General features: G+C 72.0%; 14 protein-coding genes. 6 read left to right on the top strand and 8 right to left on the bottom strand.

Annotation, left to right across the window (positions count from 1 at the left end):
- Together PPSIR1_RS13140 and cysC are read right to left on the bottom strand one after the other, a co-directional pair.
- A complete protein-coding gene (locus PPSIR1_RS13140) occupies positions 1–1,497 on the bottom strand; it encodes a hypothetical protein (RefSeq protein WP_157595501.1) in 1,497 nt (498 codons plus the stop codon).
- Positions 1,498–1,507: 10 nt separating this feature from the next.
- Complete coding sequence (gene cysC / locus PPSIR1_RS13145; protein ID WP_006971561.1) at positions 1,508–2,086, bottom strand: adenylyl-sulfate kinase; 579 nt, start codon at positions 2,084–2,086, stop codon at positions 1,508–1,510.
- Positions 2,087–2,235: 149 nt separating this feature from the next.
- Here cysC and PPSIR1_RS13150 point away from each other — a divergent pair, with 149 nt between their 5' ends.
- A complete protein-coding gene (locus tag PPSIR1_RS13150) occupies positions 2,236–3,396 on the top strand; it encodes a hypothetical protein (protein ID WP_006971562.1) in 1,161 nt (386 codons plus the stop codon).
- Here the strand turns inward: PPSIR1_RS13150 and PPSIR1_RS47760 are convergent.
- Positions 3,379–3,900 (bottom strand): ComF family protein, encoded by a 522-nt coding sequence (locus PPSIR1_RS47760; RefSeq protein ID WP_006971563.1) that lies wholly within the window; start codon positions 3,898–3,900, stop codon positions 3,379–3,381. The two genes, PPSIR1_RS13150 and PPSIR1_RS47760, sit on opposite strands and share 18 nt — an antisense overlap.
- Positions 3,901–4,509: 609 nt before the next feature.
- On the opposite strand from PPSIR1_RS47760, the gene PPSIR1_RS13160 reads away from it, so the two are divergent.
- Complete coding sequence (locus PPSIR1_RS13160) at positions 4,510–4,884, top strand: hypothetical protein (protein WP_157595502.1); 375 nt, start codon at positions 4,510–4,512, stop codon at positions 4,882–4,884.
- Between the two features lie 109 nt (positions 4,885–4,993).
- Here the strand turns inward: PPSIR1_RS13160 and PPSIR1_RS13165 are convergent, their stop codons facing one another.
- Genes PPSIR1_RS13165 through PPSIR1_RS13175 form a run of 3 tightly spaced genes read right to left on the bottom strand, consistent with a single transcriptional unit; the run spans position 4,994 to position 7,279 of the window.
- Positions 4,994–5,437 carry a 23S rRNA (pseudouridine(1915)-N(3))-methyltransferase RlmH gene (locus PPSIR1_RS13165; protein WP_006971565.1) on the bottom strand — a complete coding sequence of 148 codons (444 nt, stop codon included), beginning with the start codon at positions 5,435–5,437 and terminating at the stop codon, positions 4,994–4,996.
- Positions 5,437–6,168 (bottom strand): RsfS/YbeB/iojap family protein, encoded by a 732-nt coding sequence (locus PPSIR1_RS13170; RefSeq protein ID WP_006971566.1) that lies wholly within the window; start codon positions 6,166–6,168, stop codon positions 5,437–5,439. Before PPSIR1_RS13170 ends, PPSIR1_RS13165 begins: the two co-directional genes overlap by 1 nt.
- 22 nt (positions 6,169–6,190) lie before the next feature.
- Positions 6,191–7,279, bottom strand: coding sequence for a hypothetical protein (locus PPSIR1_RS13175; protein WP_006971567.1), 1,089 nt, complete (start codon positions 7,277–7,279; stop codon positions 6,191–6,193).
- Between the two features lie 83 nt (positions 7,280–7,362).
- On the opposite strand from PPSIR1_RS13175, the gene PPSIR1_RS13180 reads away from it, so the two are divergent.
- Positions 7,363–8,313, top strand: a complete 951-nt coding sequence (locus PPSIR1_RS13180; RefSeq protein ID WP_198154504.1) for a prepilin peptidase — start codon at positions 7,363–7,365, stop codon at positions 8,311–8,313.
- A gap of 384 nt (positions 8,314–8,697) precedes the next feature.
- Here the strand turns inward: PPSIR1_RS13180 and PPSIR1_RS13185 are convergent, their stop codons facing one another.
- Together PPSIR1_RS13185 and PPSIR1_RS47765 are read right to left on the bottom strand one after the other, a co-directional pair.
- On the bottom strand, positions 8,698–9,645 hold the full coding sequence (locus PPSIR1_RS13185) for a 5'-3' exonuclease (RefSeq protein WP_006971569.1): 948 nt from the start codon (positions 9,643–9,645) through the stop codon (positions 8,698–8,700).
- 28 nt (positions 9,646–9,673) lie between these two features.
- Positions 9,674–11,158, bottom strand: coding sequence for a hypothetical protein (locus PPSIR1_RS47765; RefSeq protein WP_006971570.1), 1,485 nt, complete (start codon positions 11,156–11,158; stop codon positions 9,674–9,676).
- 78 nt (positions 11,159–11,236) lie between these two features.
- Here PPSIR1_RS47765 and PPSIR1_RS47770 point away from each other — a divergent pair, with 78 nt between their 5' ends.
- From PPSIR1_RS47770 to PPSIR1_RS13205, 3 genes are all read left to right on the top strand, one after another.
- Positions 11,237–12,319, top strand: coding sequence for a DUF58 domain-containing protein (locus tag PPSIR1_RS47770; RefSeq protein WP_006971571.1), 1,083 nt, complete (start codon positions 11,237–11,239; stop codon positions 12,317–12,319).
- 63 nt (positions 12,320–12,382) lie between these two features.
- Complete coding sequence (locus tag PPSIR1_RS13200) at positions 12,383–14,524, top strand: VWA domain-containing protein (RefSeq protein ID WP_269744708.1); 2,142 nt, start codon at positions 12,383–12,385, stop codon at positions 14,522–14,524.
- A gap of 16 nt (positions 14,525–14,540) precedes the next feature.
- Positions 14,541–14,993, top strand: coding sequence for a hypothetical protein (locus PPSIR1_RS13205; protein WP_157595503.1), 453 nt, complete (start codon positions 14,541–14,543; stop codon positions 14,991–14,993).
- Positions 14,994–14,999 lie beyond the last annotated feature (6 nt).

Below are 14,999 nucleotides of genomic sequence, written 5' to 3' on the forward strand. Positions count from 1 at the left end.
TCAGTCCTTGACGAGAACTTCGACCAGCGCGTCCTGCTTGCCCTTGCGAACAACGGCAACGACGAGCCCCGTCGAGCTCACGGCCCCAGCGCGCCCCGTGAACTTGGCTCGAATCCCCGCCTTGGAGTCGACGAAGTCAAACCACAGCGGGTAGTGATGGGCTGTCTCGCAAGCGATGGCGAATACGGGGTGAAAGCCTTGGGTGCTGACAACAGGGCAGCGGTAATCGTCTCCGATCAGCCGACTGTGGCCGACGTTGGCATCGAAGATGCTCCGTTGCCCCTTGACCTGATTTGCGCCGAGGAAATGTACTTCCTCCCCTTGATCGCTCCACTCGATGTAGAGGGGTCGGTAGTCGTCAGCGGGAAGCAGCTTGGAGGGGACTCGCGCGACGCCTTCGGGAGACCACACGGCGAGGAAGTCGAACTCGTTGGAGCAGCGAAGCTCGAGGCGGGGTGGGGACTCCGAGCGGACCCGACCCGAGACGAGGCCCTCGCGCTCGCCATCACACAGGGAGTCGAGGTCTTGGTGAACCCCAAGCTCCTCGTTGTAGATTGTCTCGCCGCCCAGGGTGTAGCGCCAGCCATCGGACAGCAGCCTCCCCGGCCGTTTTCGACACTGGTAGCCCTCGCGGGTGAAGCTGACGACGTTGCACTTGCTCCACTCGTCTCCCCCGCGGGGCGCGTGGACCTCGGCGAGGATGTCGCCGTTGTCGGGGTGCACCCAATCGAGGTCCCCGTGGCGTGGATCAAACTCGACGGGGAAGGGCTCCTCGGGGATCGGGGGCGGGCGTTTGGCGTGGTCGGGCCACAGATAGAGGTAGCGCTCCCCCTCGGCGTCTTGGGCGGAGACCCACGCGAGCTTGCGGTCGGGGTGCAGGTGGATCCAGTAGTCCTCGGCGTAGCGCAGCTCGTCGCCGCCCTCGGGCACGGCGAGGGTCAGAGACTCGAGGGCAGAGTCGAGCAGGTAGGGCCGGTCGTCATCTTCGATCCACACGATGCCGAGCCCCGAGCGATCTTCGAGGTATCGGCCGTCGCGCATGCTCAGGACCACCTCGCCCGTGCGCACGTTGACGAGGCGGCTCTCGGTCAGCTTCCCCTCACCGATGTTCGACGGCCGCTCGCTGAAGTGGTTGACGATGACGTGCTCGGGCCCAAAAAAGCGTCCCTCGCCATAGCCGATGCCCAGGTACTTGCCGGTGTCGAGGGTCCGGCCGTAGCGCACGCGCTTGCGGGCGTAGCCGGGGCCCACGGGCACGGGGTCGTAGACGACGTCGAGGACCCCGACCTCGGAGGTCGGGATGGGGGCCGCCTCCGGCAAGGACGCGCTCGGGGGCTCTGGCGGCGGTGAGGCCTCGGGGGCTGGAGCGGGCGCGTCCGCGTCCGCGCCCTCGTCAGACCGCGCGCGCCAGGCTTCGGGCAGCTCGCAGGCGCTGAGCGTCAGCGCGACAGCGAGCCACGGGGCAGCTCTACCAAGCTCGCGTCGTGGCGGCCTCACGTCGCTCAACTTAGCGCATCACGCCGGCGTCGCGGAGCATGGCGATGACCCGGTCGCGCTCTTCGGTGAGCGCGCCGGCGCCCGCGGCCTGGTGCTCGGGGTTCTGGGGGACCTCGTAGGGCGCCGAGATGCCGGTGAAGTTCTTCAGCTCGCCCGAGCGCGCCCGGGCGTAGAGGCCCTTGACGTCGCGCTGCTCGCAGACTTCGAGGGAGGTGTCGACCCAGACCTGGAAGAAGTCGCCCTCGCCGAAGCGGGCGCGGGCGGCCTGGCGGTCGGCGGCGTAGGGGGCGATGACGGCGACGAGCACGACGAGGCCGGCGTCGACCATGAGCCGGCCGACCTCGCCGTTGCGGCGCACGTTCTCGCGCCGGTCCTCGGGGCTGAAGCCCAGGTCCGCGTTGAGGCCGTCGCGCATGACGTCGCCGTCGAGGCGGTAGGTGCGGACGCCGAGGCGGTTGAGCTCGCGCTCGACGGCGCGGGCCAGGGTGGTCTTGCCGGAGCCGCTCAGGCCCGTGAACCACACCAGGGCGCCCCGGTGCGGGTTGAGGGCCTCGCGGTCGGCACGGACGATGGGCTGCGGCTCGGTCATGGGGGAGGAGAGTACACGCCGTCGGGGGTTCGGGGATGGGCTGGGTGCGCGTGCGTTGCGTCGGGTAAGATCGGGGGGTGCGCGGGCCAGCTTCGAGGGCAGCTCTTGGGCGTCGGCGAGGGTCGAGGCCTGGTTGGGGCTGGGCGTGGGTGCTGGTGGCGAGCGGTCTGGGGCTCGGTTGCCAGCGAGCGGAGCGTCCCGGGGACCGCGAGGCCTCGGTCGAGGCGGGGGAGGCCCGCGGATCTGCCGCGGCGTCGAAGCCGAGCCTGCCCGCGCTCCCAGCTCCGGGGGAGTGGGTGGTGATCGCCGAGGAGGCGACGCTCTACACCGCCCCGGATCGTCGCGCCCCGAGCTTCCCGACCCCCGCAGGCGTGCTCGGGCCGGGAGCCGGCGACCCCAGACAGGGCCCCGGCGTCGTCATGGAGGTGGTCGAGGTGCTCCCGGCCAAGGCTGGCGAGGCGAGGGGCGACCGCTTCCTTCACCTGGTGTCCGTGTCGCCCGAGGAGGCCGCGGTGACCTGCGTGGGCGGCCTCGGCGTGGAGTCGGACTACGAGCTCCACGTCTACGCCCCGATGCTCTTTTTGCGCGAGGTCTCCCGCGGCGAGCAGAACTGGAACCTGGGCGAGGGCTCGCGCTTTGCCATCGCCCCCGGGACACCCGTGAGCGGGGAGCCAGGGGCGCGGAGCGTGCACGTGGGGGAGCTCAAGATTCCCATGCCGCTGCACGAAGACGCGCTCGGCTGGAGCTTTTCGCCAGCGCCCATCGAAGGGAGCGAAGGGCTGGAGGAGGAGGGGCCTGCGCTCGCGCCCTGGCCCATGGACGCGCCCCTACACTTCGGATCGGAGCAGCTGAAGCGACGCGGACCGAGCTTCGCGCGGCCCGTCGCCGAGCACCCAACCGAGGACGGCGAGCTCGAGCTGCACTTTCGCCACCCTTGTGGCTCGTTCGTCTTTCGCGGTCAGCAGCTCCCGGCCTCGGCCCGCGTCGACGCCGAGCCCGAGGCCCTGCCCCTCGATCCGAGCCTGGCCCTCGCGGCCGCCGGGGTCGAGCGTCTGGCGGACCGCCACGCCCTCGACCCCCAACCGGGCGCGGAGCTGCTGAGCGGCCCTGGCCCGTGGAAGCTCCCGGAAGGGGCGGAGTTGCGCTGGGCCGTGGGCGGCGAGCCCGGCTCGGCCGGCCGCACGCGCCGGGAGGTCGAGGTCGAGGGGGCCCTGCTGCTGCGCAAGCGGGAGGCCTGCCTCGAGCTGGCCGTGGGCCTGCTCGCGTGCGTGGACCGGGAGCTGCTCGGGGACTCACTCGGCGCGGAGTAGGGCCAGCCCACCCGCCGCCTCGGCGCCCGCGTCGACGAGCGCGGCCATGCACGCGCTCAAGGTCGCGCCGGTGGTGGTGACGTCGTCGACCACCAGCACGCGCCGGCCGGCGACGGCCTGGGCGTCTCGGACCCGAAAGGATCCGCGGAGGTTGTGCGCGCGCTCGAGGGCCGAGTCCTGGCGGGTCTGGGGCGGGGTCGCCCGCTGGCGGACGAGCAGGCGCGGGGCGAAGGCGGGTCCACCTCGGGCGTGGCGCAGGGCCCAGCGCAGCAGCTCCTCGCTCTGGTCAAAGCCCCGTCGCCAGCGCCGTCGCCAGTGCAGCGGAGCGGCGGTGGCCAGGTCCCAAGGCCGCTCTGATGCGTCGCTGCGAAGCCGCGGATCTTCGGCCAGGAGCCGGCCCAGGGGGCCTGCGAGGGCCAATCGGGCCGAGAACTTCAGGCCCAGGAGGGCGCGGCGGAGGGGGCCGTCGTAGGTCCAGCGCGCGTCGATCCAGCCTGTTCGCATCGTTTCGCCAGGTGAAGTGACAGGATCGAATGCGCTCTCGATTGCGCAGTCCGGCGCGGCACTGAATGCGTCTTGGGAGCTTGGCGACCAGGCTCGGGTGCGCGCGAGTTCGGGGGGCAAGAGGGTCTGCGCGGGGGCGCAGAGGCTGCAAAGGGCCAGCGGCCGGTGGTGACGGAGCAGCCGAGCGCAGCCGAGGCAGGTGGGTGGAAAGAGCTGAAAGGGCACCGATGAGTCGTCGGCCCGGGGTGCTGCGAATTGCGCTGTTTGGGTCCAAATTGGGGGAAACAAACTGGATCCATGCTCACTTGCGACCAGAGATCTCATTCGAGATCTGCATTTTTCGTTGCAAACACTACCTACACAAATGGATCAACAGTGGATCAAAACCTCGAATTTGGGCTTCTAGGTGGGTGTTAGATGGAAATCGCGAATTTCTTGCTTTCGCACAGAAAAGGGGTCTGTCCGCATGGCCTTTTCCCCAAAGGGAAGTCAGAACCAAATCAGGAGGTTCGAAACATGCGCAATCCCCTGAGCTTCGGTGTTGGTGAGTTGCTGTTTTCCCCGGCGTTTACGATCTCGCCCCAGGACGTCTGGGCGTGGGAGCGGGACATGGCCCTTGGCCGTCGGGACGATCATCCGGGCTTTCGCCCGCACTTCGAGCAGCCCGTCGCGGGCGCTCGCGTGCCGGACGGCCTGGTCATGAGCAAGATCCTGGATGCCCTCGCCCGCAGCGGCAATTTGGGCGGCTGCCAGGTCGAGCGCACGTCTGCGGGGCGCTTGCGCACGCTCGCGCCGATCGTCGTGGGGGAGTCCCTCACCGCCGTCGCGTCCGTCCGCTATCGCAGCCGGCGTGTGGGAGATCCCCGCACCTTCGTGACCCTGGCCGTCGAGCTCCGCAGCGGCCTGCGCAAGTTCGCCGAGGCCGAGGTCGGCGTGGAGATCCTCGCTCCCGAGGATCCCATGGGCCTCAACCAGGCCGCCTAGGCGCTCCGCCCCGTTCACCACCACCGAGCGCGGACCTCCCGTTCGCGTCAGGGCCCCCGTCTCTCCGCTCCGCGGAGGCGGGGGCTCTGTCGTTTTTTCTCCCGGGAATTCAGCGGTGGTGGTAGGGGTGCCCGGCGAGGATGGTCCCGGCCCGGTAGAGCTGCTCGACGAGCAGGACCTGGGCGAGGCGGTGGGGCAGGGTGAGCTTGGACAGGGCGAGGACCCGATCGGCGCCCTCGCGGTCGGCCGGGGTGAAGCCGTGGGCGTCGCCGATGAGGAAGTCGACCTCGCGGACGCCCTGGTCGCGCCAGCTCCCGAGCCAGCCGGCGAGGGCCTCGCTGTCGATCTGCTGGCCGCGCTCGTCGAGGACCACGCGCCGCCGCGGCCCAGACCCGCGCGATCCCGCCGGGCTCTTGGCGCGCAGACCATCCATGTCCCGGAGCCACTGCAGCTCGATGGGCAAGAGCGCGCGCGAGCGCTTGCGGTAGTCGTCGACCAGGGCCTCGAGCCCGGCCTGCTTGAGCTTGCCGACGGCGAGGAGTCGCAGGCGCATCAGCTCTCGAAGAGATCGGAGCCGTCGTCGTCTTCGCCCGCGGCCTCGTCCGAGCTGGGCGCGGGCGAGTCGTTGGCCGCGCTGGCCCCCGCGGGCGAGACGCGCTCGCTCTCGGGGCCGTCCTCGGGGCCGCCCTCGTTGGGGAAGCTCAGCGGGCGCGCGTCCTCGTCGTAGTCGTAGTCGTCGTCCTCGTCGTCGTAATCGTAGTCGTCGTCATCGACGAACTCGTCGGCGAAGCCGCCGAACTCGGCCTCGCCGCGGTAGTCGGGCATGACCTCGGGGGCGTCGAGGGCGTCGAGGTCGCTGGCGTCGAGGACGTCCTCGGGCAGGCCCAGCTCGACCCGCGGCGCGTCGGACCACATGCTCTCGAGGTCGTAGTGGCGACGGACGGGGTGATAGAACACGTGGATCAGGAAGTCGTCGTAGTCGAGCAGCGCCCACAGGTTGTGGTCGAGGCCGTCGGCGCCGAGCAGCCTGACGGGGTGGCCGGGCTCGCCCTCGGGCGTGGGCTCGGGCTCGACCTGAGCGAGGGCTTCGCGGACACCCTCGACCACGCCGCGGACCTGACGATCGGAGCGCGCCGACATCAGCAGGGCCCAGTCGGTGTAGCCCGCGACCTCGGTCAGGCGCAGGACCACTGGCGCACGCGCGCCGCGTTCGATGGCCGCCTCGATGGCCACGTTGAGGGCCGCGGGCAGCTCGCCCCGCGTCCATGTCCGCTGTTCCGGCATCGCGTGGCTATAGCGCGGGGTCTCAGGGGCCGGCAAGCCCGCCGAGCAAGCGTTGACGCAACAGCTCGGGGCGATCGCGCTCTGGGACGGGCTGGGCGTCCTCGGGCGGGGCGATGGTCGGCGGGGTCTCGAGGGTCTCGACGGCGCCGTCAAAACGCACGTGGCCAGCGACGGGGCGGTGCGCGCGGTCGTCAAAGGTCCAGCGCAGCTCGATCGTCGCCGAGAGCCACAGGCCCGTGGCGCGGTCCAGGAGGATCTCTCCGGAGACCAGCTCCATGGCTGCGCGGCCGCGCCAGGGGTCGAGGCCGTCGACGACGCGCTCGGGGTGAGTCTGGTCGCTGCTCCGGAGCCGTACGCGCAGCGCCGGGCGGCCGCGGTGCTCGGCGGCCGTGACCGCGTCGATGTCGCTCACAGGCCCGGCGAGCTCGAGCACGTCGAGGGCGCCGTGCTGGGCGTCGTCGAGCCACAGCTGCCACAGGTCGCTCTCGACGGGGCCGGTGGTCCACGGCCAGTGGTCGCGCACGGCCCAGCGCTGCTCGTCGAGGATGATGAGCTCGCGCCGCCGGGTCTCCGTGGTGTCGCCGTCCTTGCCGGGCTTGCCCCCGGGGGTCGCCAGCTGATCGTGCGCGAACTGGGCGAGGTGAAAGCGCGGCCCCTCGCCGGGGGCGGAGGCCCAGCGCAGCTCGAGCTCGTCGACGACGAAGAAGCGCTCGTGGACGGGCGCGTCGACCTCGACGGGGGGCAGGGGCTCGGCGCTGGTCTCGAGGCCCTTGGGGCCCGTGGACATCTCCGCGCGGTAGTGGAGGTGGTGGGGCCCGAGGTCCGCGCGGGCGGTGGCGTGGGGCTGGGCGGCGAAGGCCCGGAGCTCGGCCCAGCTCGGCGCCACGGCGAAGGTCTCGAGCCGAGCCGAGCGGGCGGCCGCGGGGTCCTCGGGGCTCGCTCCGTCGCGGGGGATGGCGAGGCCGCTGGCGCCCCCGCTCGACGGGCCGTCCCCGGTGCGGTCCTCGTCGTCGGCGCACGCCGGGAGTGACAGACTGACAAGCGCGGCGAGGCCGGTCGTGCGAATCGCCGACCTGGCGCGCTGACGTCCGATGGAGCTGCCCCGGAACATGCGCGCGGGAGAATAACAGGGTGACACCTCGTCAACGCCCCCGCGCGGCTGTGCCCGAGGGCGGATCATGTCACACTCCTTCGGTGTTCGGAGCTCCCGCAGCCTTGCCCGTGCCCGTGGATCCGACCCTGCTCGAGCTCCTGCTGAGCCCCGGCTTGCGGATCGCGGCCTTCTTTTGGGGCACGCTGTGGGGCTCCTTCGCCAACGTGGTCATCTACCGGGTGCCCCTGGGCCTGTCCGTGCTCCGCCCGCGCTCGCGCTGCCCGAGCTGTGAGACGCCCATCGCCTGGTACGACAACGTCCCGATCCTTTCCTACTTGTTGCTGCGTGGAAAGTGTAGGCACTGCGACGCTCCTTTCGCCTTGCGTTACCTGCTGGTCGAGCTGCTCGCCGGCTTGCTGAGCTTCGCTACCTACATGCTCTACGTGGTCACGCCGCTGCTCGAGGGCGGGGGCATCGAGGGGCTGCTGGCCTGGCAGGTGTGGTTCTTCTTTTGCCTCGCGCTGGTGGTCATCACGTTCACGGATCTGGACGTGTGGATCATTCCCAACGAGGTGGTGTTGCCGATGGCCGGCGTCGGCCTGGTGCTGGCTTGTTGGCAGCCCGAGCTGATCGGGGTCGAGACCGTGCCGGCCGTGATCGCGGGGCTGTCGGGGCTGGGCCTGGTCGCGGGAATTCGCTGGATCTACCTGAAGTGGCGGGACATCGAGGCCATCGGCCTGGGCGACGGGAAGCTGCTGCTCATGGTCGGCTTCTTCGGCGGCCCCATGGCCATCGCGTGGACCCTCGGCGCGGGCGCGCTGCAGGGTCTGATCGTCTCCGTGCCCATGCTCTTGCGCGGCGAGACCATCGCCAACACCGACCTCCAGGACGTCCACGGCGACGACCCGGAGCTCGGGGAGGAAGACCCCGACGCTGGGGTCATGGGACAGCGCGTCCCCTTTGGGCCCTTTTTGGCGCTCGCAGCCCTCGAATTCGTGCTCCTGCGCGGGCAGATCGACAAGATCTTCACCTGGCTGATCAGTCCAGGCTGAGCGGTGTGGCCTCTGCGCCACGCCCGCTGTGGTCGAGCCCTTGGGTGCACGGGGAGGCCCAAATGGGCCGAGAACCGTGCTCAAACGGCGATGGTGGCCCTCAGAGGCCGCAGCGCAGTCCTTTCGCAAGTTTGTGCGGCACGGCGGGGCGTTTCGGGTCATGATCTGGGCGGATGCGAGACCAGCGACACAGGGACCGCAACACCGACCGCCCCCCCGAAGACCGACCGCGTGTCTACGCGCCACCGCCACCGCCCCCGCGCTGGCAGACGGAGCGCCGCCGCGAAGAAGAACGACGCGGCACGACGGTGGTCGAGTTCGAACTCTGAGATAGAACGCACGAAGAGCGTGGACCTGGGTCCGCGCTCTTTCGCTTTTGGATCCTCACCAGTAGCCCGGGCCCGGCGGCTCGGCGGGGGCGGGGCCGTCCATGGCGGCTCGAAAGTTGGGGAAGCCGAAGGCGCCAAAGAAGGCGTCGAGGGCTCGCCGGGAGGGTCGCCAGCGCTCGAGCTCGTCGAGGGGCAGGGGCAGGGGCTCGCCGACCCGCAAGGCGGTGAGCTGGAGGCTGAGGCGGGCGTCGTCGCGGTGGGCCAGGATGCGTTCGCTGCGTTTGCGCTGGGGGATCAGCGCGGCGTTGTCGAGCACGCCTTCGAGGCTGCCGTAGGTGGCCAGGAGCTCGGTGGCGATCTTGGGCCCGATGCCCGGGATGCCGGGGACGCCGTCGCCCTTGCTCCCGGTGAGCGCGAACAGCTCGGCGAGGCGCTCGGGCGGGACGCCAAACTTGGCCTCGACCTGGACCGGCCCCACGCGCTTGCCGGTGAAGGCGTCGAGCTGGCGGACCGAGCCGGGGCCGCGGTCGGGGCCCCGGACCAGCTGCATCAGGTCGCTGTCGTTGGACACGATCGTGACCTCGAGCTCCGCCTCGACGCAGGCGTTGGCGTAGGCGCCGATCAGGTCGTCGGCCTCGAGCCCAGGCTGGTGCAGGGGGCTCAACCCGAGGGCCTGGGACAGGTGCCAGATCGGCTCCCACTGGCCGCGGAGCTCGTCGGGCTGGCCCTTGCGCTTGGCCTTGTAGTCGGGCGCCAGGGCGCGGCGCCAGCTGTCCCCGGGTCCGTCGAAGATGGGCAACAAAAAGGCCGGGTCGTGGCCGAGCCGCAGCGCTCGCATGCGCTGGCCCCAGGCGATCACGGCGTTGATCGGGGTGCTCTGGTCGTTGGGGGCGAAGCGCGGCGCGCTGGCGTGGTAGAGGCGGTGGACGAGGTTGTTGGCGTCGACGAGGAAGACGCGGTCGCCCGCTTGGGGGGTCGACGGCGGGGCAGAGCGGGCGGTCATGGGAAGCTTCGGGAGGGCTGACGGCCGGCTAAAACCGGAAGCCGATGTTGCCGGTGTAGAGCTGGGCCGAGGGGCCCTCGTCGGGGCCCTCGTAGCCGGTGAACACGAAGGCGAAGTCGACGGCGCCCTCGTCCTCGAACCACCACTGGATCCCGCCGCGGATGCGCAGCTCGTTGCGGATCTCGGGGAGGTCGCGGTTGAGGCGGACGGCGCGGCCGTAGAGCGCGAGCTGGTCGCCCAGGCGAAAGCCCAGGGTGCCGCCGAAGTGGTAGTAGGGCGCGTGGCCGACCCGCATGGCCTCGGTCAGCGGCGTGTCTCCGCCCGCGATGCCGTCGTAGCCGCCGCCGAACTCCGGGGTGATGAACACCTTGCGCAGATCGAAGTCGAGGCCCAGGGCCGCGTAGGCGTCGGTCTCCCACCGCTTGTCGCGGTTGCGGCCAAAGCGTCCGCCGCCGCCGAGCTGCATGCCGAACAGGCCGACGCGGAACAGGGTCCACTCGACCTCGAAGCCGAGGTTCCACATGTAGCCCTTGCGCCCCAGGTCGGGCTGGAAGCTGCCCAGGCCCAGATCGATGAGCGCCGCGGGGGTCGCGGAGCCGGCCTCGACCCCGGGGCGGTTGGGGCGGTCGGGGTCGACGGGCTCGGGCTCGACCTCGGGCTGGGGGCTGGGCGTCGGCTGGGGGCTGGGGCTGGGGCTGGAGGAGTTGATGTCGCCCTTGAGCGACTTGCTGCCCAGGGGCGTGCTCTGCTGCTGTTCGAGGATGTCGAGCCAGATGCTCTGGTAGAGCAGGGTGTCGTCGCTGCTGGCCTCTTCGACGCTGCCGCGGCTGCGGAACACGGCGGCCTCCTCGTTGAAGCCGCCGGCCTCGAGGAAGGCGACGAGGAAGCTGCGCACGACGATGGCGTCGTCAGACTCGGCGCCGTTGAGAATTTCGACGGCCTCGTAGGCGTCGATGACCTGGCCGAGGCCCTCGATGTTGCCGGCCTTGAGCGCGGTCAGGCCCTGCTCGAAGGCCGCGGCGGCCTCGTCGTAGGTCATGGCGGCGCCCCCGGGACCGCCCCCGCCGGCCGCGGCGCTCCCGCTCCCGCCCGCGGACGCGGCGGGGGTCGAGGGGAACCAGGTCGAGGGCATGACCGAGAGGGGGTGGTCGACGTAGGGCCCGCGGCTGCGCAGCTCGGCCGCCTCTTCGCTCATGCCGAGGGTGTCGAGGGCCTTGACCAGCCAGCTGCGCAGCTCCTTGACGCCCCGGGCCTCGGCGCCGTCGGTCTGCTCGAGGATGACGTAGGCCTCGAGCATCTTGGCGATGCCGTCGGCGAGGGTGCTCTCGTCGTTGAGCAAGGCCTCGCCCTGCTCGAGAAGTCGGAGGGCGGCGCTGCGGTCGGAGGCGGAGCTGGGACTCGAGGAGCTGGGCGAGGCGCCCTCTTTGGTCGAGCTCGGGGCGGCGTGGGCCGTGGAGCTGATCAGCGCCAGGGACAGCGCCGCGAGGGGAAGGGCGAGGCAGGAAATGCGCACCTCCCGAGAATCGGCGCTCAGTGCCCCCCCTGGCAAGCGTGGAGATCACCGGCGTTCCTGGGTATACCGGCGGTCCTCGTGGGCTCCGACGACGCCATCGCCCGGGCCATGCCGCCTGGACTCCGGGCTGCCCTGGCTCGCCGCGCGCTCGAGGTGCAGCGGCCCATCGTGGGCGGCCGCCACGGAGCGCACCGATCCCAGCGTCCCGGCGTGGGCCGAGACTTCCGCGACTACCGGGCCTACGTCCCCGGAGACGACCCGCGGCGCCTCGACTGGCGGGCGGCGGCCCGTTCTCAGCGCCTGGTGGTCCGCCAGACCGAGAGCGAGCGCGAGCTCGACCTGCACCTGCTCGTCGACGCCTCGGGGGCCATGGGCTACGGCGAGGGCGCGCTCGGGAGCAAGTGGGCGCTCGCCAGCGCGCTCGCCATGGGCCTGACCAGCCTGGCCACGCGGCAGGGCGATCGGGTGACCTGGGTGAGCGGTCGCCAGGGCGAGGTCGAGGGCGGGCTCTCGCGGCCCTCGGCGCGGCGCGATCGTCTGCGCGAGGTCGCCCTTCGCTGCGTCGAGAGCGAACACGCGCCTGCGGGAGATTGCCCCTGGGACGGGATGCTCGACACCCTGGCGACCGTGCTGTCGCCGCGCCGGCCCGCGCTGATCGTGGTCGTGTCGGACTTCCTCGACCCCAAGGCGGCGACCGAAGCCGAGCCCGAAGCGGGGGAGGGGGAGGGGGAGGGCGAAAGCGCGAAGGCTCCGGACGCGGCGCTGCTCCGGAGCCTCGGCGTGCTCCGGGCCGCGGGCCACGACCTCCTGCTCGCCCAGGTGCTGCACCGCGACGAGCTCGAATTTCCGTGGACCAGGCAGAGGGTCCGGCGCTTCGAAGACCTGCGCGGGCGTCGAGCCCTCGTCGAGGGGCCGGGGGCGAGCCTGCGCGCGCGCTACCTCGAGCGCCTCGAGGCGCACCTGCGCTGGCACGGGCGGCGCTGCGACCGAGAGGGCCTGGCCCTGGTCCGCCTCGTCGCGGGTCTGGGCGAGGACCCGGCCGAGCGCGAGCGGTCGATGGTCGATCAGATCGTCGGCGTGCTCGGGCGCCTCGCGGGTCAGCCCTTCGCGGCGGCGCCCGTGGGCGTGCTCGCCGAGCTCGAGGCGCATGTGGAGCGGTGAGCTTCCTGGCGCCCCTGGCCCTGCTCGGCCTGCTCGGCCTGAGCCTGCCGATGCTCGCCCCACCTGCTCGACAAGGAGCGCCCCGAGCCACTAACCTTCGCCGGGCTGCGCTTCCTCGAGGCGGCCGATCCGGTGGTCAGCCAGCGCCGGACCCTGCGCGAGCGGGGCCTGCTCGCCCTTCGCCTGCTGCTGCTCGCGGTCGTGGTCGCGGTCCTGGCCCGGCCGGCGCTGCGCTCGGAGACCGCCGTGGCCGTGCTCGCCGAGCCCCACGACGCCGTGGTGATCCTCGACGCGTCGGCGAGCATGGAGCTGCGCGACGCCGACGGGGTCAGCGTGGGCGAGCGCGCCCTCGAGCGCCTCGACACCTTGCTCGACTCGCTGCCCCCGGGCTCGCGCGTGGGCCTGTGCACCAACGACCCGCGCGGGCCCCAGGTCGAGCTCCAGCCCGTGGCCGAGGGGGCCGGGGCCATCCGCGGCGCCCTCGATGCCTGGGGCGAGGGCGGCCCCCGGCGCGGGGCGTGGACGCTCGCCGAGGCCCTCGCCCGGGCCTCGGCGATGCTCGACGAAGACCGCGGGCTGCCCCGGGTGGTCTACGCCCTCGGCGACGAGACGGCGCGGGGGTTGGGCTCGCTGCCGCCGGTGGTCGGCGGGGCGATCACGGTCATCCCCGTGCCCGTGGACGCGTCTGCGGGTGGGGCCCACGTGGGCATCGCGGAGCTGAGCTGGGAGCCGGCGCCAGAGCTCGATCCGCGCGCCGTTCGGGTCCGCGCGCTGATCCAGTCGCATCAGTCTGGGCCTGGGTCTGGGTCTGAGTCTGGGTCTGGGTCTGGATCTGGGTCTGGGTCGGACGCGGACGCGGAGCTGGAGATCGGCGCGGCCCTCGAGATCGACGGTGAGGTCGTGGCGACCACCCGCGTGCTCTTGCCCCCGGGCGACCGCGTCCTCGCCGAGTTCAACCACGTCCTCGCCGACGCGGACGAGGGGGCCGCGCGCGCTCGCGTGCGCCTGCTCGACCGCGAGGAGGACGCGCTGCGCATCGACGACCGCCGCCACCTGTGGCTCAGCGCGAGCGAGGTCGTCGACGTGATGGTCGTCAACGGCGACCCCAGCGAGACCCGGGTCAACGACGAGATCTTCTTCCTGGCCACGGCCCTGGGCCAGAGCGAGCTCGGCGAGCGCGTGGAGGTCCGGGCCCTCGCGCCGGAGCAGCTCGAGGGGCGCCTGCGCGAGGAGGGGGCGGCCGCGCTCGCCTCCGTCGATCTGCTGATCCTCGCCAACGTCCGCGCCCCGCCGGCCGAGCTCGCGCCGCTCCTCGTCGGGGCCGTGGACGCGGGCATGGGGCTGTGGATCACCGCGGGCGACCGGGTCAGCGCGGCCGACTACAACGCCCGCCTCGAGCCGGTGCTGCCCCTGCTGCTGCGCGAGGCGGTCTACGCCGGCACGGCGCCAGGGCGAACGGAAGCGCGCAGCGAGGCCCTCGCGCCCGTGGAGCTCTCGCACCCGATCTTCCAGGGCTCCGCGGGCGAGGCCGGACCCGGGGGCGACCTGGACCTGGGGGCGACCCGGACCCGGCGCATGTTCTTGCTCGAGCCCGACGCCGACAGCGGGGCGGACATCGCCGTCGCCTTCAGCAGCGGCGCGCCCGCGCTGATCTCCGCCGAGCACGGGCGCGGGCGCGTGGCCCTGTTGACGACCTCCATCGACCGCGACTGGGGCGACCTCCCCCTGCGCCCGGGCTTCGTGCCCCTGGTCACCCGGACGGTGCAGTGGCTGGCGGGGAGCCAGGGCGCGGGCGGGGCGGAGCAGGTGGCCGTGGGCGCAGCCAAGGTCCTCGGCGAGAGCGCGCCCTACGTCGTGACGACCCCCGAAGGCCGGAGCGTCCCGGTGGCGCCCAAGCCCGGCGAGCCGGCGGTGTTCGAGGACACGGACCTGCCCGGTCACTACCTCGCGCGGCTGCGGGCGAGCGAGGGCGCGGCTGGTTCAGCAGGGTCCGCGCCGACGGGAGAGGCCGTCGAGCGCTTCGTGGTCGTCGTCGATCCGCGGGAGAGCGACACCTCGGTCGTCGAGGTCGCCGAGGCCCCGGCGCTCGCCGAGGGGGAGCAGACTCGGGTCACGATCCACGAGCCACGCTGGCGCGAACTCGCGCTGGTGATGCTGCTGCTGCTCGGTCTCGAGAGCGCGCTGCGCATGCGTCGGCTTCGTTGAGCCCGTAAGATGGGGCGTGGCTTCGAGTGATCCGAGCGCGCGGACCATGTACATGGACCAGGTCCCGGGGGTCGCGGTGGTCATCGTGCACACCGACGAGCCGCCCTCTGACGAGGACTGGGACGCGCACCTGGAGCTGCTCGTCTCGCTCGCGGGGGCGGTCGATCGCGTGCTCGTGTACACGGGCGGGGCCGGCCCGAGCGTCGCTCAGCGGCGGCGCACGAACGAGGCCTTCGTGCGCGCGGGGGGGACCGGCGTGTCGGCGATCCTGACCCCTTCGCGGATGGTCCGCGGCATCGTCAAGGCCTTCAGCTGGGCCATGCAGGGGCAGATGCGTGCCTTCGCGCCCTCGGAGTTTCGCCGCGCCGTCGACTTCCTCGGCGTCCCCGCGGACGACATCGCACCCGTGCGCGCGCTGCTCGACGCCTTGCTCGAGCGAGCTGGCCAAGCGCCCTTGCCCCCCGAGTGAAGCGAG

Source organism: Plesiocystis pacifica SIR-1 (assembly GCF_000170895.1).
Classification (GTDB): Bacteria; Myxococcota_A; Polyangia; order Nannocystales; family Nannocystaceae; genus Plesiocystis; species Plesiocystis pacifica.

Excerpts from the sequence above, each read along its gene's own strand:
- cysC (WP_006971561.1), bottom strand. The coding sequence starts at position 2,086 with ATGACCGAGCCGCAGCCCATCGTCCGTGCCGACCGCGAGGCCCTCAAC.
- PPSIR1_RS47760 (WP_006971563.1), bottom strand. The coding sequence starts at position 3,900 with ATGCGAACAGGCTGGATCGACGCGCGCTGGACCTACGACGGCCCCCTC.
- PPSIR1_RS13160 (WP_157595502.1), top strand. The coding sequence starts at position 4,510 with ATGGCCCTTGGCCGTCGGGACGATCATCCGGGCTTTCGCCCGCACTTC.
- PPSIR1_RS13165 (WP_006971565.1), bottom strand. The coding sequence starts at position 5,437 with ATGCGCCTGCGACTCCTCGCCGTCGGCAAGCTCAAGCAGGCCGGGCTC.
- PPSIR1_RS13170 (WP_006971566.1), bottom strand. The coding sequence starts at position 6,168 with ATGCCGGAACAGCGGACATGGACGCGGGGCGAGCTGCCCGCGGCCCTC.
- PPSIR1_RS13175 (WP_006971567.1), bottom strand. The coding sequence starts at position 7,279 with ATGTTCCGGGGCAGCTCCATCGGACGTCAGCGCGCCAGGTCGGCGATT.
- PPSIR1_RS13185 (WP_006971569.1), bottom strand. The coding sequence starts at position 9,645 with ATGACCGCCCGCTCTGCCCCGCCGTCGACCCCCCAAGCGGGCGACCGC.